The following is a 15,565-nucleotide window of genomic DNA, read 5'->3' as shown; positions in this document are numbered from 1 at the left end:
TCCGGCTTGAAGCTGTCCGGGTTCCGCATTACATGGCGGATCATGGATACTGACCGGTCAGTCAATACGGCTCCTGCCGCTCCAGGCCGAGTTCGGCGGCCGGAGGATCGCGCCTCCGAGATCGCCCGGGCAGCGCTGGATCTGTTCGTTACGCGCGGCTTCGCGGCGACCAAGCTGGAAGATGTCGCCAAGGCCGCCTCGGTCAGCAAGGGCCTCCCCTACCTCTACTTCAAGAACAAGGAAGAGCTCTTCAAGGCGGTCATCACCGAAGCCATCGCCGGTCCCCTGGCCGTGGCGACCGAGATGATCGACCAGTTCGAGGGCACGAGCGAGGAGCTGCTGCGCCAGCTGGTCGCCGGCTTCCGCGCCTTCGAGGAAAGCCCGGCCGGCGGCGTCGTGAAGCTGATCCTGGCGGAGGCCGGCAACTTCCCCGACGTGGCGCGCTTCTACTGCACGAGCTTCGACGTACGCGGCCGCGATCTCTTCGCCCGCACGCTTCGCCGTGGCGTAGACAATGGCGAGTTCCGCCCCCTCGCCGACCTCGAGGCCACGGCCATCATCGTCGTCCAGCCGCTCGCCATGTTCTCCGTATGGAAGCGTTCGCTGGCGCCTTTCGATCCCGGCAAGGTCGACAGCGACCAGTACTACGCCGCCTACCTCGATTTCGTTATCAAAGGACTACGGTCATGAAGACCAAGGGCAAGATACTCGTCGCCGTCGTTGCGGTGCTGGCGCTGGGTGGCGGCGCGTTCGCCTGGAAGAGCGGCAAGCTATCGCCGCCCGCCGGCAATGGCGCCACCGTCGCGAAGGCGCCGGAACGCGCCCTCGAGCTGATCCCCGCCGAAGTCCACACGATCAAGCCGCGCGGCCTTCTCGACGTCGTCCGTTTCACCGGCACCACCCAGCCGATCGACCAGACCATCGTCAAGGGCCGTGTCGCGGGCCGGCTTGCCGAGGTGCTCGTCCGCGAGGGCGACCGTGTCACGGAGGGCCAGGTGCTGGCGCGATTCGAAACGACCGAGCTGCAGGCCAAGTTGAACGAGCGGCAGTCGGCGCTCGAGGCCGCGCGCGCCGATGCCCGCTGGACCGCCCGCGACCGATCCGACAAGGAGACGCTCGCCAATCGCAACATCGTCTCGCAGTCCGCCGCCGACCAGGCGCGCGCCACCGCCGAGAACCGCGCCTCCATGGTGGCCGTCGGCGAGGCCCAGCTCGATGTCGCCCGGAAGAACCTGGCGGATGCCGAGGTGAAGGCGCCTTTCGACGGCGTGGTCGGCGAGCGCATTGCCAACCAGGGCGAGTCTCTGCCGATCGACGGCAAGATCCTGGCGCTGCTCGACACCAGTCACGTCGAGATCGCGGCCCAGATGCCGGCAGCCGACGTGATCCGCATGAAGGTCGGGCAGGTCGCCAACGTGACGCTCGAAGGCTTTGGCGACCGTATCTTCAGCGGCAAGATCACCCGCATCAGCCCGACCACTCAGGCCGGCTCGCGCTCGATCCCCGTCTATGTCGAGATCACCGACCGCCACGAGGCGCTACGCGGCGGCCTGTTCGGCACCGGCAGCGTCACCGTGCAGGAGAAGGGCCACGCCCTGGCGGTGCCCGCGTCGGCGATGCGCAAGGACGACCAGGGCGACTATGTCCTGGTGGTCGAGAACGGCGTGCTGGTACGCAAGCCGGTCGGAGCCGTGCGCACCTGGTCGCGCGGCGAACTGGTCGAGGTGAAAGGCCTGGAATCGGGCATGACGGTGGTCTCCGCTCCCCTGCCCGGCCTGAAGGCCGGGCAACCGGTCAAGATCGTCGAGACCCGCTAGGACGCCGACCATGAAGCTCACCCAGATCGCGGTCGACAATCCGGTCTTCGCCACCATGATGATGGTGGCGTTGCTCGTGATGGGCCTGTTCTCCTACCGCCAACTCGGCATCGACCAGTTCCCCAACGTCGATTTCCCCATCGTCGTGGTCACGACCGACTATCCCGGCGCGTCGCCGGAAACGGTCGAGAGCGAGATCAGCCGCAAGATCGAGGAATCGGTCAACGCCATCGCCGGCCTCAAGACGCTGACCTCGCGCTCGCTCGAGGGCCGGTCGATCGTCATCGCCGAGTTCGAGCTGTCGGTGCCCTCGGCTGTCGCGATGCAGGACGTCCGCGAGAAGGTCCAGATGGTCCGGGCGTCCTTCCGGCCCGAGATCAAGGAACCGCTGATCCAGCGATTCAATCCGGACGACCAGCCGATCGTGTCGATCGCGGTACGCTCCGACGTCCGTTCGGTTCGCGACCTGACGACGTTGGCCGACCAGATCATCATCAAGCGCCTGCAGACTGTGCGCGACGTCGGCCGGGCAACCATCGCCGGCGGCCTCAAGCGCCAGATCAACATCGAACTCGATCCCGGTCGCATGCACGCTCTTCGCGTCGGCGTGAACGACATAATGCGGGCAATCAAGGACGAGAACCAGAACTTCCCCGCCGGCAACGTCCAGCGCGGCAACGACGACCGCGTCATCGAGGTCACGGGCCGCGTCGCCGAGCCGGGCGATTTCGCCGACCTGATCGTGGCCCGCCGCGGCCAGGCCCCCGTCTATCTGCGCCAGGTAGCAAACGTGGTCGACGGCCAGCAGGAGCTGGAGAACGTCGCCATGCTGAACGGCGAGCGGGCGCTCGCCATCGACGTGGTCAAGACCCAGGGATCCAACACGATCGAGGTGGCGCGCGGCGTCCGTCGCGCCGTGGCCGAGCTGCAATCGTCCCTGCCCGCCGACGTGAAGCTGGAAATCGTCCGCGACAGCTCGCGCGGCATCCAGAACTCGGTCAACAACGTCCAGCAGACGATGGTCGAGGGCGGTCTGCTGACCATCGCCATCGTCTTCCTGTTCCTGCATTCATGGCGCAGCACCGTCATCACCGGCCTCGCCTTGCCGATCTCGGTGTTCGGTGCGTTCATGGTGATGGCCGCCTTCGGCTTCACGCTCAACGTGCTGACCCTGATGGCGCTCAGCCTCGCGATCGGCATCCTGATCGACGACGCCATCGTGGTGCGCGAGAACATCATGCGCCACATCGGCTTCGGCAAGACGCACCGCCAGGCCGCCATCGACGGCACCAACGAGATCGGCCTGGCCGTCCTCGCCACCACCTTCTGCATCGTGGCGGTGTTCCTGCCGGTGGCCTTCATGGGCGGCATCATCGGCCGGTTCTTCTTCCAGTTCGGCGTGATGGTCTCGGCCGCCGTGCTGATCTCGCTGTTCGTGTCCTTCACCCTCGACCCGATGCTGTCGTCGGTCTGGTACGATCCGCAGGCCCACGGCAATGGCCGCTTCGCCCGCATCGTCAACGGCGCGCAGGAGAAGGCCAACGGCGTCTATCGCGTGGTCCTGGGCTGGGCGCTGCGCTGGCCCAAATTCACCCTGCTGATCGCGCTGGGCACTTTCGTCGGCAGCTTCGCGCTGCCGAAGTACATCGGCTTCGAGTTCGTACCGCAGGCCGATCTCGGCGAACAGGTCGTGAGCATCGAGACGCCGGTCGGCTCCTCGCTGGAATATACCGAGGCCAAGCTGCGCCAGGTCGACGCCGCGCTGCGCGAGTTTCCGGAGATCGATTACACCTACGGCACGGTCAACACCGGCTACGCCAACGGCAAGAACCAGGGCAGCCTCTATCTCAAGCTTAAGCCGCTGAAGGACCGCAAGCGCTCCCCCGATCAGCTTGCCCAGCCGATCCGCGAGCGCCTGGCCAACATTCCCGGCATCCTCGTCTCCATCAACATCCCCGGCGGGCCGGGCGGCGGCATCCAGAAACAGCTCCAGCTTTCGCTGCAGGGTCCCGACACCAACACGCTCGACGCCCTCTCACAGGACGTCATGAAGCGGGCCGCCGCCATCCGCGGCGTGGTCGACCTCGACCGTAACCTCAAGGCCGCCAAGCCGATCCTGTCAGTGCGCCTGCGCCGCGACGCAGCGTCCGACCTCGGCCTTGGAAGCGCTGCCGTTGCGCAGTCGCTGCGTCCCCTTTTCGCCGGCGATGAGACCAGCCTGTGGCGGGCGCCCGACGGCGAGAACTACATGGTCATGGTCCGCCTGCCGACCGAAGACCGCACCGGCGTCGCGGACCTGCATCGCGTCTGGTTCACCGCCGGCACGGAGCCCAATGGCCTGCCGCGCATGGTCCATATCGCGCAGATCGCCGATGTCGTGACCGATGTGGGCGCCTCGCAGATCAACCGCCGCGACCTCAATCGCGAGGTCCAGATCACCGCCAACGTCCATGGCCGGTCGGCCGGCGAGGTTTCGGGTGACCTGCAGAAGATCCTGACCGAGATCAAGTTGCCGCCCGGCTACCGCTTCGTGTTCGGCGGCTCGACCAAGGACATCGCCGAGAGCGCCGCCTATGCCGGCCAGGCGCTGCTGATGGCCGTCATCCTGATCTACCTGATCCTCGCGTCGCAGTTCGGCAGCTTCCTGCAGCCGATCGCCATCATGATGTCGCTGCCGATGTCGCTGATCGGTGTATTCCTCGGCTTGCTGATCGCCGGCACGACGCTGAACATCTTCTCGGCCATCGGCTTCATCATGCTGATGGGCCTGGTCACCAAGAACGCCATCCTGCTGGTCGACTTCTTCAATCAGTCCCGCGAGCGCGGCACGCCGGTCAACGAGGCCCTACTCGAGGCCGGCTCGATCCGCCTGCGGCCCATCCTGATGACCACGCTGGCCATGGTGTTCGGCATGATGCCGCTGGCGCTGGGCCTGGGCGAAGGCGCCACCCAGCGCGCACCGATGGCGCATGCCGTCATCGGCGGCCTGATCAGCTCGACGCTGCTGACCCTGGTCGTGGTGCCGGTCGTGCTGGTCTATATCGACCGGCTGAGCCTCTGGGCCAAGGCGCGCTTCAGCCGTTCGCCAGACGAGGTCGCCCGCACGCACAAGCCTGCCGAGTAGAATCTCAGGAGCGAATAATCATCGTACTGGCATGATTTGCGCTATGCTGGGGACATGCCGGATGACACCCCGACGGTCGGTCTGCGCGTCGTTGATTCGCTCGCCGCGGTCGACGCAGACCAATGGGATGCCTGCGCCCTCGCCCCGGGATCGGCGGGCAATCCATTCCTCAGCCATCGCTTCCTGAAGGCGCTGGAGGATTCGAAATCGGTCGGGCGGCGCACCGGCTGGCAGCCGCAATACCTGCTGGCGGAGTCCGACGACGGCACGCTGCAGGGCGCCGCGCCGGTCTATGTAAAGAGCCACTCACAGGGCGAGTATGTGTTCGACCATGGCTGGGCTCAGGCGCTGGAGCGCGCGGGCGGTCGCTATTACCCCAAGCTCCAGGTCGCCGTGCCCTTCACGCCGGTTCCCGGCCCCCGCCTGTTCGCCCGGCCCGGTCCGCTGGCCGATGCCGTGCGCGATGCGCTGATCGACATGCTGGCCAAGATCGCCGGCGACAACAACATCAGCTCGGTCCACGCCACCTTCTGTACAGAGGACGAGTGGAAGCGCTTCGGCGAGCGCGGCTGGCTGCTGCGACTCGGCCAGCAGTATCACTGGAGCAACGAGGGCTATCGCACCTTCGACGATTTCCTGGCGGCCCTGTCGTCACGCAAGCGCAAGGCGATCCGCAAGGAGCGTGAGTCCGTGAAGCGCGCCGACATCGCGATCCACACGCTGACCGGCGACGAGATCCGCCCCGAGCACTGGGATGCCTTCTTCGCTTTCTACATGGACACCGGTGGCCGCAAGTGGGGCACGCCCTACCTGACGCGCGCCTTTTTCGACATCCTGGGCGCGACCATGGCCGACAAGGTCGTGCTGGTGATGGCCGAAGCCGACGGCCGCCCGGTCGGCGGGGCGCTGAACCTCAAGGGCGACGACACGCTCTACGGCCGCTACTGGGGCTGCCTGGAGAGCCACGCCTTCCTGCATTTCGAGGCCTGCTACTACCAGGCCATCGACTACGCCATCACCCACGGGCTGCAGCGCGTCGAGGCCGGCGCGCAGGGAGACCACAAGATCCAGCGCGGCTACCTGCCGGTGCCGACCTATTCGGCGCACTGGATCGTGGATGCAAGCTTCCGTCATGCCGTCGACGAGTACCTGAAGCGCGAACGCCGGGCCGTCGAGCAGGAGATCGAAGGGCTGATGCAGTACTCGCCCTTCCGGAAAGAGAACGAGGTCTGACGGCCTACTTGGCCATCAGCACCCCGAAGAAGAAAACGACGAAGAATACCAGCTGCTCGGTCAAGCCGAGTGGTGCCTGCCAGCCGATCTTGTCGACGATGAACAGCGCCACCCAGAACACCGCGGTGGCAAGCACCGCGGCGCGCAAGGCGATCCAGAGTGGCTTGAAGGCGCTCACTACTCGACGAGCACCGGCTCTTGATTCGCCGGCGGCAGCGCACCGCGCTCAGGCGGCAGGTAGGTGAAGACGAGCTTGGCGGTATCGGCCGGCCCGTCGACATCGACGCGAACCGTGCCGCCGTCGGAGAGCTTGCCGAACAGCACCTCCTCCGCGAGCGGCTTCTTCACGTATTCCTGGATCACGCGGGCGAGCGGTCGGGCGCCGAACAGCTTGTCGTAACCCTTTTCCGCCAGCCAGCGGCGTGCGCCGTCCGTCAGCTCGATGAAGACCTTGCGGTCGGCGAGCTGGACCTCGAGTTCGGCCACGAACTTGTCGACCACCCGGCCCATCGATTCCGGACCCAGGCTGGCAAACTTGATGATCGCGTCGAGACGGTTGCGGAACTCCGGCGCGAACATGCGGTTGATCGCCTCGTTGTCCTCGTCGTGCCTCTGCTCGCGGCCGAAGCCGAGCGCCGGCTTGGCAATGTCGGCGGCGCCGGCATTGGTCGTCATGCAGAGGATGACGTTGCGGAAGTCCACCGTCCGGCCGTTGTGGTCGGTAAGCTTGCCGTAATCCATCACCTGCAGCAGGACATTGAAGACATCCGGATGCGCCTTCTCGATCTCGTCGAACAGCACCACGCAGTGCGGATGCTGGTTCACCTTGTCGGTGAGCAGGCCGCCCTGGTCGAAGCCGACATAGCCCGGCGGGGCGCCGATCAGGCGCGAGACGCTGTGCCGCTCCATGTACTCCGACATGTCGAAGCGGATGACCTCGAGGCCGAGCAGGCGAGCAAGTTGGCGCGTCACCTCGGTCTTGCCGACGCCGGTCGGGCCGGCCAGCAGGTAGCTTCCGATCGGCTTCTCCGGCGAACGCAGTCCCGCGCGCGCGAGCTTGATCGACGCGGCGAGCTGGTCGATCGCGTGATCCTGGCCGAACACGACCGTCTTCAGGTCGCGGTCGATGGTCCGCAGCAACGCGGTGTCGTCCTTGGAGACGGCCTTCGGCGGGATGCGGGCGATCTTGGCCACGATGTCCTCGATGTCGGCCACCTCGATCATCGTCTTGCGCTTCTCGGGCGACAGCAGCATCTGGGCCGCGCCGACTTCGTCGATCACGTCGATCGCCTTGTCCGGCAGCTTGCGGTCGTGGATGTAGCGCGCCGACAGCTCGACCGCCGCCTTGATGGCGTCGTCGCTGAAGGTCACGTGATGATGCTTCTCGTAGACCGGCTTGAGACCGCGCATGATCTCGACGGCGTCGGCGATCGTGGGCTCCGGCACGTCGATCTTCTGGAAGCGTCGGACCAGCGCCCGGTCCTTCTCGAAGTAGTTGCGGTATTCCTTGTAGGTCGTCGAGCCGATGCAGCGCAGCTCGCCGGACTGAAGCGAGGGCTTCAGCAGGTTCGAGGCATCCATCGAACCGCCCGACGTCGCGCCGGCGCCGATGATCGTGTGGATCTCGTCGATGAAGAGGACCGAGTTCGGCTTCTTCTTGAGCTCGCCGAGGACGGCCTTCAGGCGCTCCTCGAAGTCGCCGCGATAGCGCGTGCCGGCCAGCAGCGCGCCCATGTCCAGCGAGTAGATGATCGCTTCCTTCAGGACTTCCGGCACCTCGCCGTCGACGATCTTGCGGGCAAGACCTTCGGCGATCGCCGTCTTGCCGACGCCCGGCTCGCCGACATAGAGCGGGTTGTTCTTGGTACGGCGGCACAGGACCTGGATGGTGCGCTCGACCTCGTGCTCGCGGCCGATCAGCGGATCGACACGGCCCTCGCGGGCCTTCTGGTTGAGGTCGACGCAGTAGGCGGCAAGCGCCTCGTTGCCCTGCTTGGCCGCGCCCTCGCCGCCCGCCGCTTCCTCCTCGGATCCGGTGACGCGGCGCGTGCGCGCGCGGCCCGGCACCTTGGCCTTGCCATGGCTGATATAGTCGACGGCATCGAGGCGCGTCATGCCCTGGTTCTCGAGGAACGAGACGGCATGGCTGTCGCGCTCGGAGAACAACGCCACCAACACATTGGCGCCGGTCACCTCATTGCGGCCCGACGACTGCACGTGCACCGCCGCGCGCTGGACGACGCGCTGGAATCCGGCGGTCGGCAGCGGCTCGCTCGCATTCTGGGTGATGATGCCCTTGAGGCGGTTGTCGACGAATGTTTCCAGATCGTGGCGCAGCCGGTCGATATCGATCCCGCAGGCCTTGAGAACGGGTACCGCGTCCTCATCCTCCGTCATGGCGAGCAACAGATGCTCCAGCGTCGCATACTCATGCCGACGCTCGCCTGCCAGCCCGAAGGCGCGATGCAGGGACTTCTCGAGGTTCTTGGACAACATGGACATCGGACCACCTCGACAGGAAAAACAAACTACGCTTGGTCGCCGTTACTCTTTCTCCAAGGTGCACTGGAGAGGGTGCTGGTTCTTGCGGGCATAGTCGACCGTCTGGGTCACTTTCGTCTCCGCGATCTCGTAGGTGTAGACACCGCAGATTCCCACGCCCTTTTGGTGAACGTGAAGCATGACCTCGGTCGCCTCTTCGCGATTCTTCTGGAAGATGTTCTGCAGAACGTCGACCACGAACTCCATCGGCGTGTAGTCGTCGTTCAGCATCAGCACCTTGTACATGGAGGGCTTCTTGGTGCGGGTCCGCGTGAGCGTGAGCGCGCCGGTACGGCCATCGTCACCGCCCTCGCCGTCGTCACGCCGCGGCGGTTGCTGAGGCGGTCCGCCCGGCGGCGTTCCCGGCGGCTCGTTCGGGCCGCCTGACCGCCAATCGCCTGCGCTACGCAGAAATTCCATCGTCCTCGTCACACCCCGAAGCCTAGCCACTCCTGGAATTATATAGGGAGCCCAAAGGATTCCGCTACCTCGGTCGCAACCCGTCCTTTCCGACCACCAGCATCCAGCGGTCGGCTCGGGCACGATGGATGGGGGCGTTCATGTCGCGGCGCAGTTCCGCGGGCTCGAGTTTGCGGGGCGGGTTGACCGGGACCGGCACCCTGTCCCAGGAGAACAGCTTGGCGGAGAACTTCACGTTCGCGAAGCCGTCGGTCGGATAGTGGTAGGCCTGAAAGCCCCAGACCCCGTTGCGACACGAGGCGACGGTCCACCAGAAATCGTTGTCCGGCAACCGCATGCCGTCCCGCGGCGGACCGAAGGCGTGGCTCTGCTCCAGCAACCCGATGAGTTCGCGGGTCTCGTCCGCGCTCAGGAGTCGTTGTCCGCCCTTCATGCTCCAGGGGGCAAAAATATCCGACGGGTTCGAGATCAGCATGTTCGTGATCCCCGTCGTGACGTTGCCCTGCCCCTCGAGGACACCGATGTTCATCCCGGCCGTGCCGTCGGGCTGCAGGAAAATGTCGTATGCGCGGACCTGTTCCTCCCAGAGGGCGTTGTAGATCAGGCGCAGACGGTTGCGGCCGCCCGGGACGCAGGCGGCCCGGATGTCGTCGGCTGCGACGAAGTCGAACCAGTGGAAACTCCGCACGATCGGCTTTTCGACGTTGCGGTCGGGCCGCTGGGCCGACGCAGGTGCTGCGGCGAACAGGGTTGTGGCAGCCAGGATCGCAAAAAAAGCCTTCATCGCAGTCTCCCATGGACACCGCATGATCGTGTCCAACTTGGGCGGGAGAGCGGCATGTCCAAAGTTGCAGACCCCAAAGAACTTTAGTAAAGTAGCAGGACTTGCTCATAACCTATTGGCTGAGCACAAGAATCAGAATTTTGCGTGTGGCGTATTCGCAATGATTTTCCCTTTAAGGCGAATTGCGGTCAGCCTCTCCTGGTTTGCCGCCGGTGTCGTGTTCATCGGCGCATCGCTCACGCCTGCACCGGTCGATGCCCAGACGACGTCGGTCAAGCGCGCCGCGCCGCCGGCTAAAGCCCGCGTCAAGGCCTCTTCGCGCAATACATCCTCGTCCTGGGTTCCCAATCCCGGCGTCAACGCCCGCGAATCCTACCTGATCGTGGATGCCACGAGTGGACGTGAACTGGCCTCGGACCGCCCCGACGAGCTTCGCCATCCTGCCTCGCTGACGAAGCTGATGACGATCTACCTCACCTTCTCGGCCCTGGACTCGGGCCGGCTGTCGCTGGGCGACGGGTTGCAGGTCTCGGTCAATGCCCTCAATGCCCCGCCGACCAAGATGGGCATGACGCCCGGCGGCACCGTGAACGTGCGCGATGCGACGATGGCGCTGGTCACGCGTTCGGCCAACGATGCCGCGGTGCTGCTGGCCGAGGCGCTCGGCGGCAGCGAAGAGGCGTTCGCCCGGCTGATGACGCAGAAGGCGCGCCAGCTCGGCATGACGTCGACGGTGTTCCGCAACGCTTCGGGTCTGCCCAACAGCGAACAGGTTACGACGGCGCGCGACCTGTCCAAGCTCGCCAACGCGCTGCTGCGCGACTACCCGCACTATTATGCGATCTTCTCGGCGCAGAGTTACGCCTATCGCGGGCGTACGCTGGAAAACCATAACCGCATGCTCGGCAACTACGAAGGCGCCGACGGCCTGAAGACCGGTTACACGAATGCGTCCGGCTTCAACCTGGTGATGTCGGCTGTGCGCGACAATCGCCGGCTGATCGGCGTCGTCATGGGCGGCACCAGCGCCGCCCAGCGCGACCGGACGATGGCGGCGCTGATGGATCGCGGCTTCTCCCTGGCCGCCGCCATGCAGCTCTCCCCTTGGACCTCGCAGCGCAAGCCGCCGTCGGCCCGCTACACGGCTGCCCAGTTCGATCCCGGCAGCAGCTTCGCGGAGGCCTATCGCCCGCCCCAGGCCGCGCCCCAGCAGGTCAGTCCCAAGTATGCCGGCTTCGTGCCGCCCGCGCCGGCGGCCCCGCCGGCCGCCCAGACGGCATTTGCCGCCGCGCCTCCCCCGTCGGCGCCTGCAATGTCGGACACGCCCGCCCTCGGCAGCTGGGTCATCCAGGTGGGTTCCTTCAGCGAGCCGCAGGCGGCTCAGGCTGCGCTCGAGCGCGCGACGGCGGCTCTTCCGAACGCCCGCTCGGTCTCGGCCATCGTCGACGAAGTTCAGATGGCCAATCGCGTCTTCCATCGCGCCCGCCTGATCAACCTGTCGCAGGAGCAGGCGACCGAGGGCTGCAAGCGGCTGGAAAAGCGGAAGATCTACTGCTCGGCGCTGCAGGTCACGGCGTGGAATACGCCGGGCGCCCGCTGAGGGCTCGTCTGAGACGCTCGACGAACGAACGCTTGTGACGACACTGCCATAAGGTCAGGTCCCAGAGATCGCGGCTGGGCTGCAGCCGGGACTGGATCGGCTCGAAAACCGACACCTCGGTCATCCTCCCCTGGGCCTTCACCCTGAGTGGCGCGATGCGGTAGCCCGGCCCCTCATAAGCGGCCAGCCGGGCCACGTCGCGATGGCTGAGGCCGCCCACGACCGCTCCCGGCACTTCGCCGGACCGTGCCGGGACGACGATCGGATAGGTCGCGTTCTTCGCACGGCGCCGCGCATGGCCGGGCAGGCCCGCCGCGATATAGGCCTGCGGCGGCAACCGCCGGCCGATGACCAGCGCCATCACGTCGCGATCGAGCAACGTGCCGTAGAAGAAGAAGCGCATCAGTGATGGCCGGAGCCGGCGTCGTCCGGCAGTTCGACGCCGCAGGCCGCAAGCGCCGCCTTGAGATCGGCCATCAACCGCTCCAGGCCCGCATCGTCGGCGGCTTCGCAGCGCGCCACGAGAACAGGCTGCGTGTTCGACGCGCGCAGGAGCCACCAGCCGTCCTTGGTGCTGACCCGCACGCCGTCGATGTCCGAGAACTTCGCGCCGTCCTTCTGCAGGCGCGCCTTCACCTTCTCCACGACGCCGAACTTCTCGTCGTCCGGGCAGTCGAAGCGGAGCTCGGGCGTATTGACCGGCTGGGGCAGGCCGTCGCGCATGTCCGCCAGGCTCTCCTTCGAGTTGGCGACGATGTTGAGCAGACGCAGGCCGCAATAGAGTGCGTCGTCGAACCCGTAGAAGGTGTCGGCGAAGAAGACGTGGCCGCTCATTTCGCCGGCGAGCGGTGCGCCGACCTCGGCCATCTTGCTCTTGATCAGCGAGTGACCGGTCTTGAACATCATCGGCTTGCCGCCGGCCTTGGCGATCTCGTCGAACAGGACCTGGCTCGCCTTCACGTCGGCGATGATGGTGGCCCCCGGATTGGTCTTGAGCACATCGCGCGACCACAGGACGAGAAGCTGGTCGCCCCACAGGATGCGCCCCTGACCGTCGACGGCACCGATGCGGTCGCCGTCGCCGTCGAAGGCAATGCCCAGATCGCATCCCTGCTTCTTCACCTCGGCGATGAGCTGCTCGAGGTTCTTCGGAACCGTCGGATCGGGATGATGCGAGGGGAAGGTCCCATCGACCTTCTCGTTCAGCACGAAATGCTCGCCTTCGAGCTTGTCCACGACGGAGCGGATGGACACACCGACCGCGCCGTTGCCGGTATCCCAGGCGACCTTGAGCTTCTTGCCGGGCTTCACGTCGCGCAGCAGCCGGGCGGCATAGTCGGCGAGGACCGGCCGCTTCTCGACCTTGCCCTGCCCCGTCTCCCAGTCGCCCTTGCCGGCCATCGCGCCCAGTGTCTGGATGTCGGCGCCGAAGAAGGACTTCTTGCCCATCATCATCTTGAAGCCGTTGTAGTCCGGCGGATTGTGCGACCCCGTGATCTGGATGCCGCCGTCGGCCTCCAGATGGTAGACCGCGAAATACAGCATCGGCGTCGCCGCCAGGCCGATGTCCAGCACGTCGATGCCGGCTGCCGTCAGCCCCTCGATGCAAGCCGCCGCGAGTTCGGGTGAGCTCAGGCGGCCGTCGTATCCGAGCGCCACGCGCTTGCCGCCCTTGCGCCGCACGAGCGTCCCCAGCGTGCGCCCGATTGCACGGGCATCGGCGGCATGAACGGTGCCACCCACGATGCCGCGGATGTCGTACTCACGCAGGATGCTCGGATCGAATTTGTGGCTCATGGAACGGACTCCGGAAAAAGCATTCGGGAAATTCAGGAACGCGGGGCCGGCCGGCCGACGCCCTCGTAGGTAAAGCCAAGCGCGCGCATTTCACCCGGATCGAAGATGTTGCGCAGGTCGACGATGCGCGCCTGGCGCATCAGGTCCTTGATGCGCCGCGGGTCGAGCCCGCGGAACTCGTGCCATTCGGTGATGACGACCAGGACGTCGGCGCCCGTTGCCGCCTCGTAAGCGGTCTTCGTGAAGGTCACATCCTTCAACAGGCGTCCCGCCTCTTCCATGCCTTCGGGATCGAAGGCCACGATCCGGGCGCCGGCCGCCTGCAGCGCCGGCACGATGTCGAGCGACGGCGCGTCTCGCATGTCGTCGGTGTTCGGCTTGAATGTCAGGCCCAGCACCCCGATGGTCAGTCCCGCGACCGAACCGCCGCAGAAATCGATGACCTTCCGCGCCATCCTTTTCTTGCGGCCGTTGTTCACCTCGATCACCTGCTCAACGATCGTCTGCGGTGCGTTGGCTTCGCGCGCCGTATAGGCAAGCGCCAGGGTGTCCTTCGGAAAACAGGAGCCGCCGAAGCCCGGGCCGGGATGCAGGAACTTGCGCCCGATGCGGCCGTCGAGGCCGATGCCGCGGGCCACGTCGTGCACGTCGGCACCGACCTTCTCGCACAGGTCGGCGATCTCGTTGATGAAGGTGATCTTGGTCGCGAGAAAGGCGTTGCCCGCGTACTTGGTGACCTCGGCCGTCTCGATGTTGGTGAACACCATCGGGGTCTGGATCAGATTGAGCGGCCGATAGACCGCCGCCATCACATCGCGCGCGCGCTGACTTTCGACACCGATCACGACGCGATCCGGCTTCATGAAATCCTCGATCGCCGCGCCTTCGCGCAGGAACTCCGGATTTGAGGCTACGTCGAATTCGGCTGCGGGCCGCGATTCGCGGATGATGCGGGCGACTTCCCGGCCGGTCCCGACCGGAACGGTCGATTTGGTCACGATCACGGTATAGCCGGTGATCGCCTGGGCAATCTCGGCCGCAGCGGCATAGACGTAGGACAGGTCGGCATGCCCGTCGCCGCGACGCGTGGGCGTGCCGACGGCAATGAACACTGCGTCGGCATTGCCGACGGCGTCCGGCAGGTGCGTGCTGAAGGTAAGGCGTCCGGACCGCGCATTGTCCGACACCAGGCGATCGAGGCCCGGTTCGTAGATCGGGATCTCGCCCTTCCGGAGCCGCTCGATCTTCGCGGCTTCCTTGTCTACGCACACCACGTCGTGCCCGAACTGCGCGAAGCAGGCTCCCGACACCAGCCCGACATAGCCCGAACCGATCATGGCGATGCGCATGGCGATCAGGCCTTCAGCAAGCGGCCAAGAAGAGCCCGTGTCTCGGCCGCCGTGTCGGCACGGTGCAGCGCCACGGCAACATTGGCTTCCAGGAAACCGATACGGCTGCCGCAATCGTAGCGCTGGCCGGCATAGCGCAAGGCATGGAAGGGCGAGCGTCCGATCATCTTCGCCATCGCGTCGGTGAGCTGGATTTCGCCGCCGGCGCCGGTCTCGTGCCGATCGAGATGCTCGAACACCTCGGGCATCAGCACGTATCGGCCGATCAGCGCCAGGGTCGAAGGCGCTTCCTCGGGCTTGGGCTTCTCGACCATCCCGGTGATCTCGGAGAGGTTGCCGTTCTCGTTCTTCACGGCCGCGATGCCGTAGCTCTTGGTCTGCTCGCGCGGCACGTCCATCACGGCAACGACGCTGCCGCCGGTCTTCTCGTGCGCCTGCACGAGCTGCCCGATGCAGCTCGGCTCGTCGATGGTCAGCTCGTCCGGCAAGAGGACGGCGAAGGGCTCCTGCCCGATCCAGTGACGCGCGCACCACACGGCGTGGCCGAGACCCAGCGGCTTCTGCTGGCGCGTGAAGATCGCATTGCCCGGCTTGATCGTGGCGTCCTGCGTCTGCTTCAGCTCCGGCGCCTTCTTGCGCTGTTCGAGCGTCGCCTCCAGTTCGTAGGCATGGTCGAAGTGATCCTCCAACGCGCCCTTGTTGCGCCCGGACACGAAGACGAACTCCTCGATGCCGGCGGCCAGGCACTCCTGGACCGCGTACTGGATGAGCGGCCGATCGACGACCGTCAGCATCTCCTTGGGCATGGCTTTGGTCGCGGGCAGGAATCTCGTTCCCAGACCGGCAACCGGAAGGACGGCTTTTCGGACTCGCTGCGCCATACTCATCGACCTCGTTCAG

Annotated in this window: 13 protein-coding genes; 5 read left to right on the top strand and 8 right to left on the bottom strand. The window is 65.9% G+C overall.

Translation table 11 applies throughout. The features are described from left to right. The first annotated feature begins 42 nt into the window (after positions 1–42). Genes KQ910_RS23065 through KQ910_RS23050 form a run of 4 tightly spaced genes read left to right on the top strand, consistent with a single transcriptional unit; the run spans position 43 to position 6,174 of the window. Positions 43–690, top strand: coding sequence for a TetR/AcrR family transcriptional regulator (locus tag KQ910_RS23065; RefSeq protein WP_216965642.1), 648 nt, complete (start codon positions 43–45; stop codon positions 688–690). Then, complete coding sequence (locus tag KQ910_RS23060; RefSeq protein WP_216965639.1) at positions 687–1,817, top strand: efflux RND transporter periplasmic adaptor subunit; 1,131 nt, start codon at positions 687–689, stop codon at positions 1,815–1,817. The genes KQ910_RS23065 and KQ910_RS23060 overlap by 4 nt, the downstream gene beginning before the upstream one ends. A 10-nt stretch (positions 1,818–1,827) precedes the next feature. Further along, on the top strand, positions 1,828–4,941 hold the full coding sequence (locus KQ910_RS23055; RefSeq protein ID WP_216965638.1) for an efflux RND transporter permease subunit: 3,114 nt from the start codon (positions 1,828–1,830) through the stop codon (positions 4,939–4,941). A gap of 54 nt (positions 4,942–4,995) precedes the next feature. Next, complete coding sequence (locus KQ910_RS23050) at positions 4,996–6,174, top strand: GNAT family N-acetyltransferase (RefSeq protein ID WP_216965637.1); 1,179 nt, start codon at positions 4,996–4,998, stop codon at positions 6,172–6,174. 4 nt (positions 6,175–6,178) lie between these two features. Here the strand turns inward: KQ910_RS23050 and KQ910_RS23045 are convergent, their stop codons facing one another. The 4 genes from KQ910_RS23045 to KQ910_RS23030 form a co-directional block, all read right to left on the bottom strand. Beyond that, complete coding sequence (locus KQ910_RS23045) at positions 6,179–6,352, bottom strand: hypothetical protein (protein ID WP_216965636.1); 174 nt, start codon at positions 6,350–6,352, stop codon at positions 6,179–6,181. Then, the gene (gene clpA / locus KQ910_RS23040; RefSeq protein WP_216965635.1) at positions 6,352–8,676 is read right to left on the bottom strand and encodes an ATP-dependent Clp protease ATP-binding subunit ClpA; all 2,325 of its coding nucleotides are present in this window, start codon (positions 8,674–8,676) and stop codon (positions 6,352–6,354) included. The genes KQ910_RS23045 and clpA overlap by 1 nt, the downstream gene beginning before the upstream one ends. Before the next feature lie 42 nt (positions 8,677–8,718). Beyond that, the gene (gene clpS, locus KQ910_RS23035; protein WP_216965634.1) at positions 8,719–9,135 is read right to left on the bottom strand and encodes an ATP-dependent Clp protease adapter ClpS; all 417 of its coding nucleotides are present in this window, start codon (positions 9,133–9,135) and stop codon (positions 8,719–8,721) included. A gap of 64 nt (positions 9,136–9,199) precedes the next feature. After that, on the bottom strand, positions 9,200–9,919 hold the full coding sequence (locus KQ910_RS23030) for a hypothetical protein (RefSeq protein WP_216965633.1): 720 nt from the start codon (positions 9,917–9,919) through the stop codon (positions 9,200–9,202). 160 nt (positions 9,920–10,079) lie between these two features. Here KQ910_RS23030 and KQ910_RS23025 point away from each other — a divergent pair, with 160 nt between their 5' ends. Further along, positions 10,080–11,519, top strand: a complete 1,440-nt coding sequence (locus tag KQ910_RS23025) for a D-alanyl-D-alanine carboxypeptidase family protein (protein ID WP_216965631.1) — start codon at positions 10,080–10,082, stop codon at positions 11,517–11,519. Here KQ910_RS23025 and KQ910_RS23020 read toward each other — a convergent pair. The 4 genes from KQ910_RS23020 to galU are packed head-to-tail and all read right to left on the bottom strand — an operon-like array spanning position 11,488 to position 15,546. Beyond that, positions 11,488–11,922 (bottom strand): gamma-glutamylcyclotransferase family protein, encoded by a 435-nt coding sequence (locus KQ910_RS23020; protein WP_216965629.1) that lies wholly within the window; start codon positions 11,920–11,922, stop codon positions 11,488–11,490. The genes KQ910_RS23025 and KQ910_RS23020 overlap by 32 nt on opposite strands. Then, positions 11,922–13,316, bottom strand: coding sequence for a phosphoglucomutase/phosphomannomutase PgmG (pgmG, locus tag KQ910_RS23015; protein WP_216965627.1), 1,395 nt, complete (start codon positions 13,314–13,316; stop codon positions 11,922–11,924). The genes KQ910_RS23020 and pgmG overlap by 1 nt, the downstream gene beginning before the upstream one ends. Before the next feature lie 32 nt (positions 13,317–13,348). Then, complete coding sequence (locus KQ910_RS23010; protein WP_216965625.1) at positions 13,349–14,665, bottom strand: UDP-glucose dehydrogenase family protein; 1,317 nt, start codon at positions 14,663–14,665, stop codon at positions 13,349–13,351. Between the two features lie 5 nt (positions 14,666–14,670). Next, on the bottom strand, positions 14,671–15,546 hold the full coding sequence (galU, locus tag KQ910_RS23005; RefSeq protein WP_216965623.1) for a UTP--glucose-1-phosphate uridylyltransferase GalU: 876 nt from the start codon (positions 15,544–15,546) through the stop codon (positions 14,671–14,673). Between the last annotated feature and the right edge of the window lie 19 nt (positions 15,547–15,565).

Origin of the sequence: Reyranella humidisoli, from assembly GCF_019039055.1 — a bacterium.
GTDB classification, from domain to species: Bacteria; Pseudomonadota; Alphaproteobacteria; order Reyranellales; family Reyranellaceae; genus Reyranella; species Reyranella humidisoli.
Note: the sequence above shows the minus strand (reverse complement) of the source record. Positions and strands in the feature narration are given on the sequence as shown.

Coding starts and splice junctions, on each gene's coding strand:
- KQ910_RS23060 (WP_216965639.1), top strand. CDS start 687: ATGAAGACCAAGGGCAAGATACTCGTCGCCGTCGTTGCGGTGCTGGCG.
- clpS (WP_216965634.1), bottom strand. CDS start 9,135: ATGGAATTTCTGCGTAGCGCAGGCGATTGGCGGTCAGGCGGCCCGAAC.
- KQ910_RS23050 (WP_216965637.1), top strand. CDS start 4,996: ATGCCGGATGACACCCCGACGGTCGGTCTGCGCGTCGTTGATTCGCTC.
- KQ910_RS23065 (WP_216965642.1), top strand. CDS start 43: ATGGATACTGACCGGTCAGTCAATACGGCTCCTGCCGCTCCAGGCCGA.
- KQ910_RS23025 (WP_216965631.1), top strand. CDS start 10,080: ATGATTTTCCCTTTAAGGCGAATTGCGGTCAGCCTCTCCTGGTTTGCC.
- KQ910_RS23030 (WP_216965633.1), bottom strand. CDS start 9,919: ATGAAGGCTTTTTTTGCGATCCTGGCTGCCACAACCCTGTTCGCCGCA.
- galU (WP_216965623.1), bottom strand. CDS start 15,546: ATGGCGCAGCGAGTCCGAAAAGCCGTCCTTCCGGTTGCCGGTCTGGGA.
- KQ910_RS23055 (WP_216965638.1), top strand. CDS start 1,828: ATGAAGCTCACCCAGATCGCGGTCGACAATCCGGTCTTCGCCACCATG.
- pgmG (WP_216965627.1), bottom strand. CDS start 13,316: ATGAGCCACAAATTCGATCCGAGCATCCTGCGTGAGTACGACATCCGC.
- KQ910_RS23020 (WP_216965629.1), bottom strand. CDS start 11,922: ATGCGCTTCTTCTTCTACGGCACGTTGCTCGATCGCGACGTGATGGCG.
- KQ910_RS23010 (WP_216965625.1), bottom strand. CDS start 14,665: ATGCGCATCGCCATGATCGGTTCGGGCTATGTCGGGCTGGTGTCGGGA.
- clpA (WP_216965635.1), bottom strand. CDS start 8,676: ATGTCCATGTTGTCCAAGAACCTCGAGAAGTCCCTGCATCGCGCCTTC.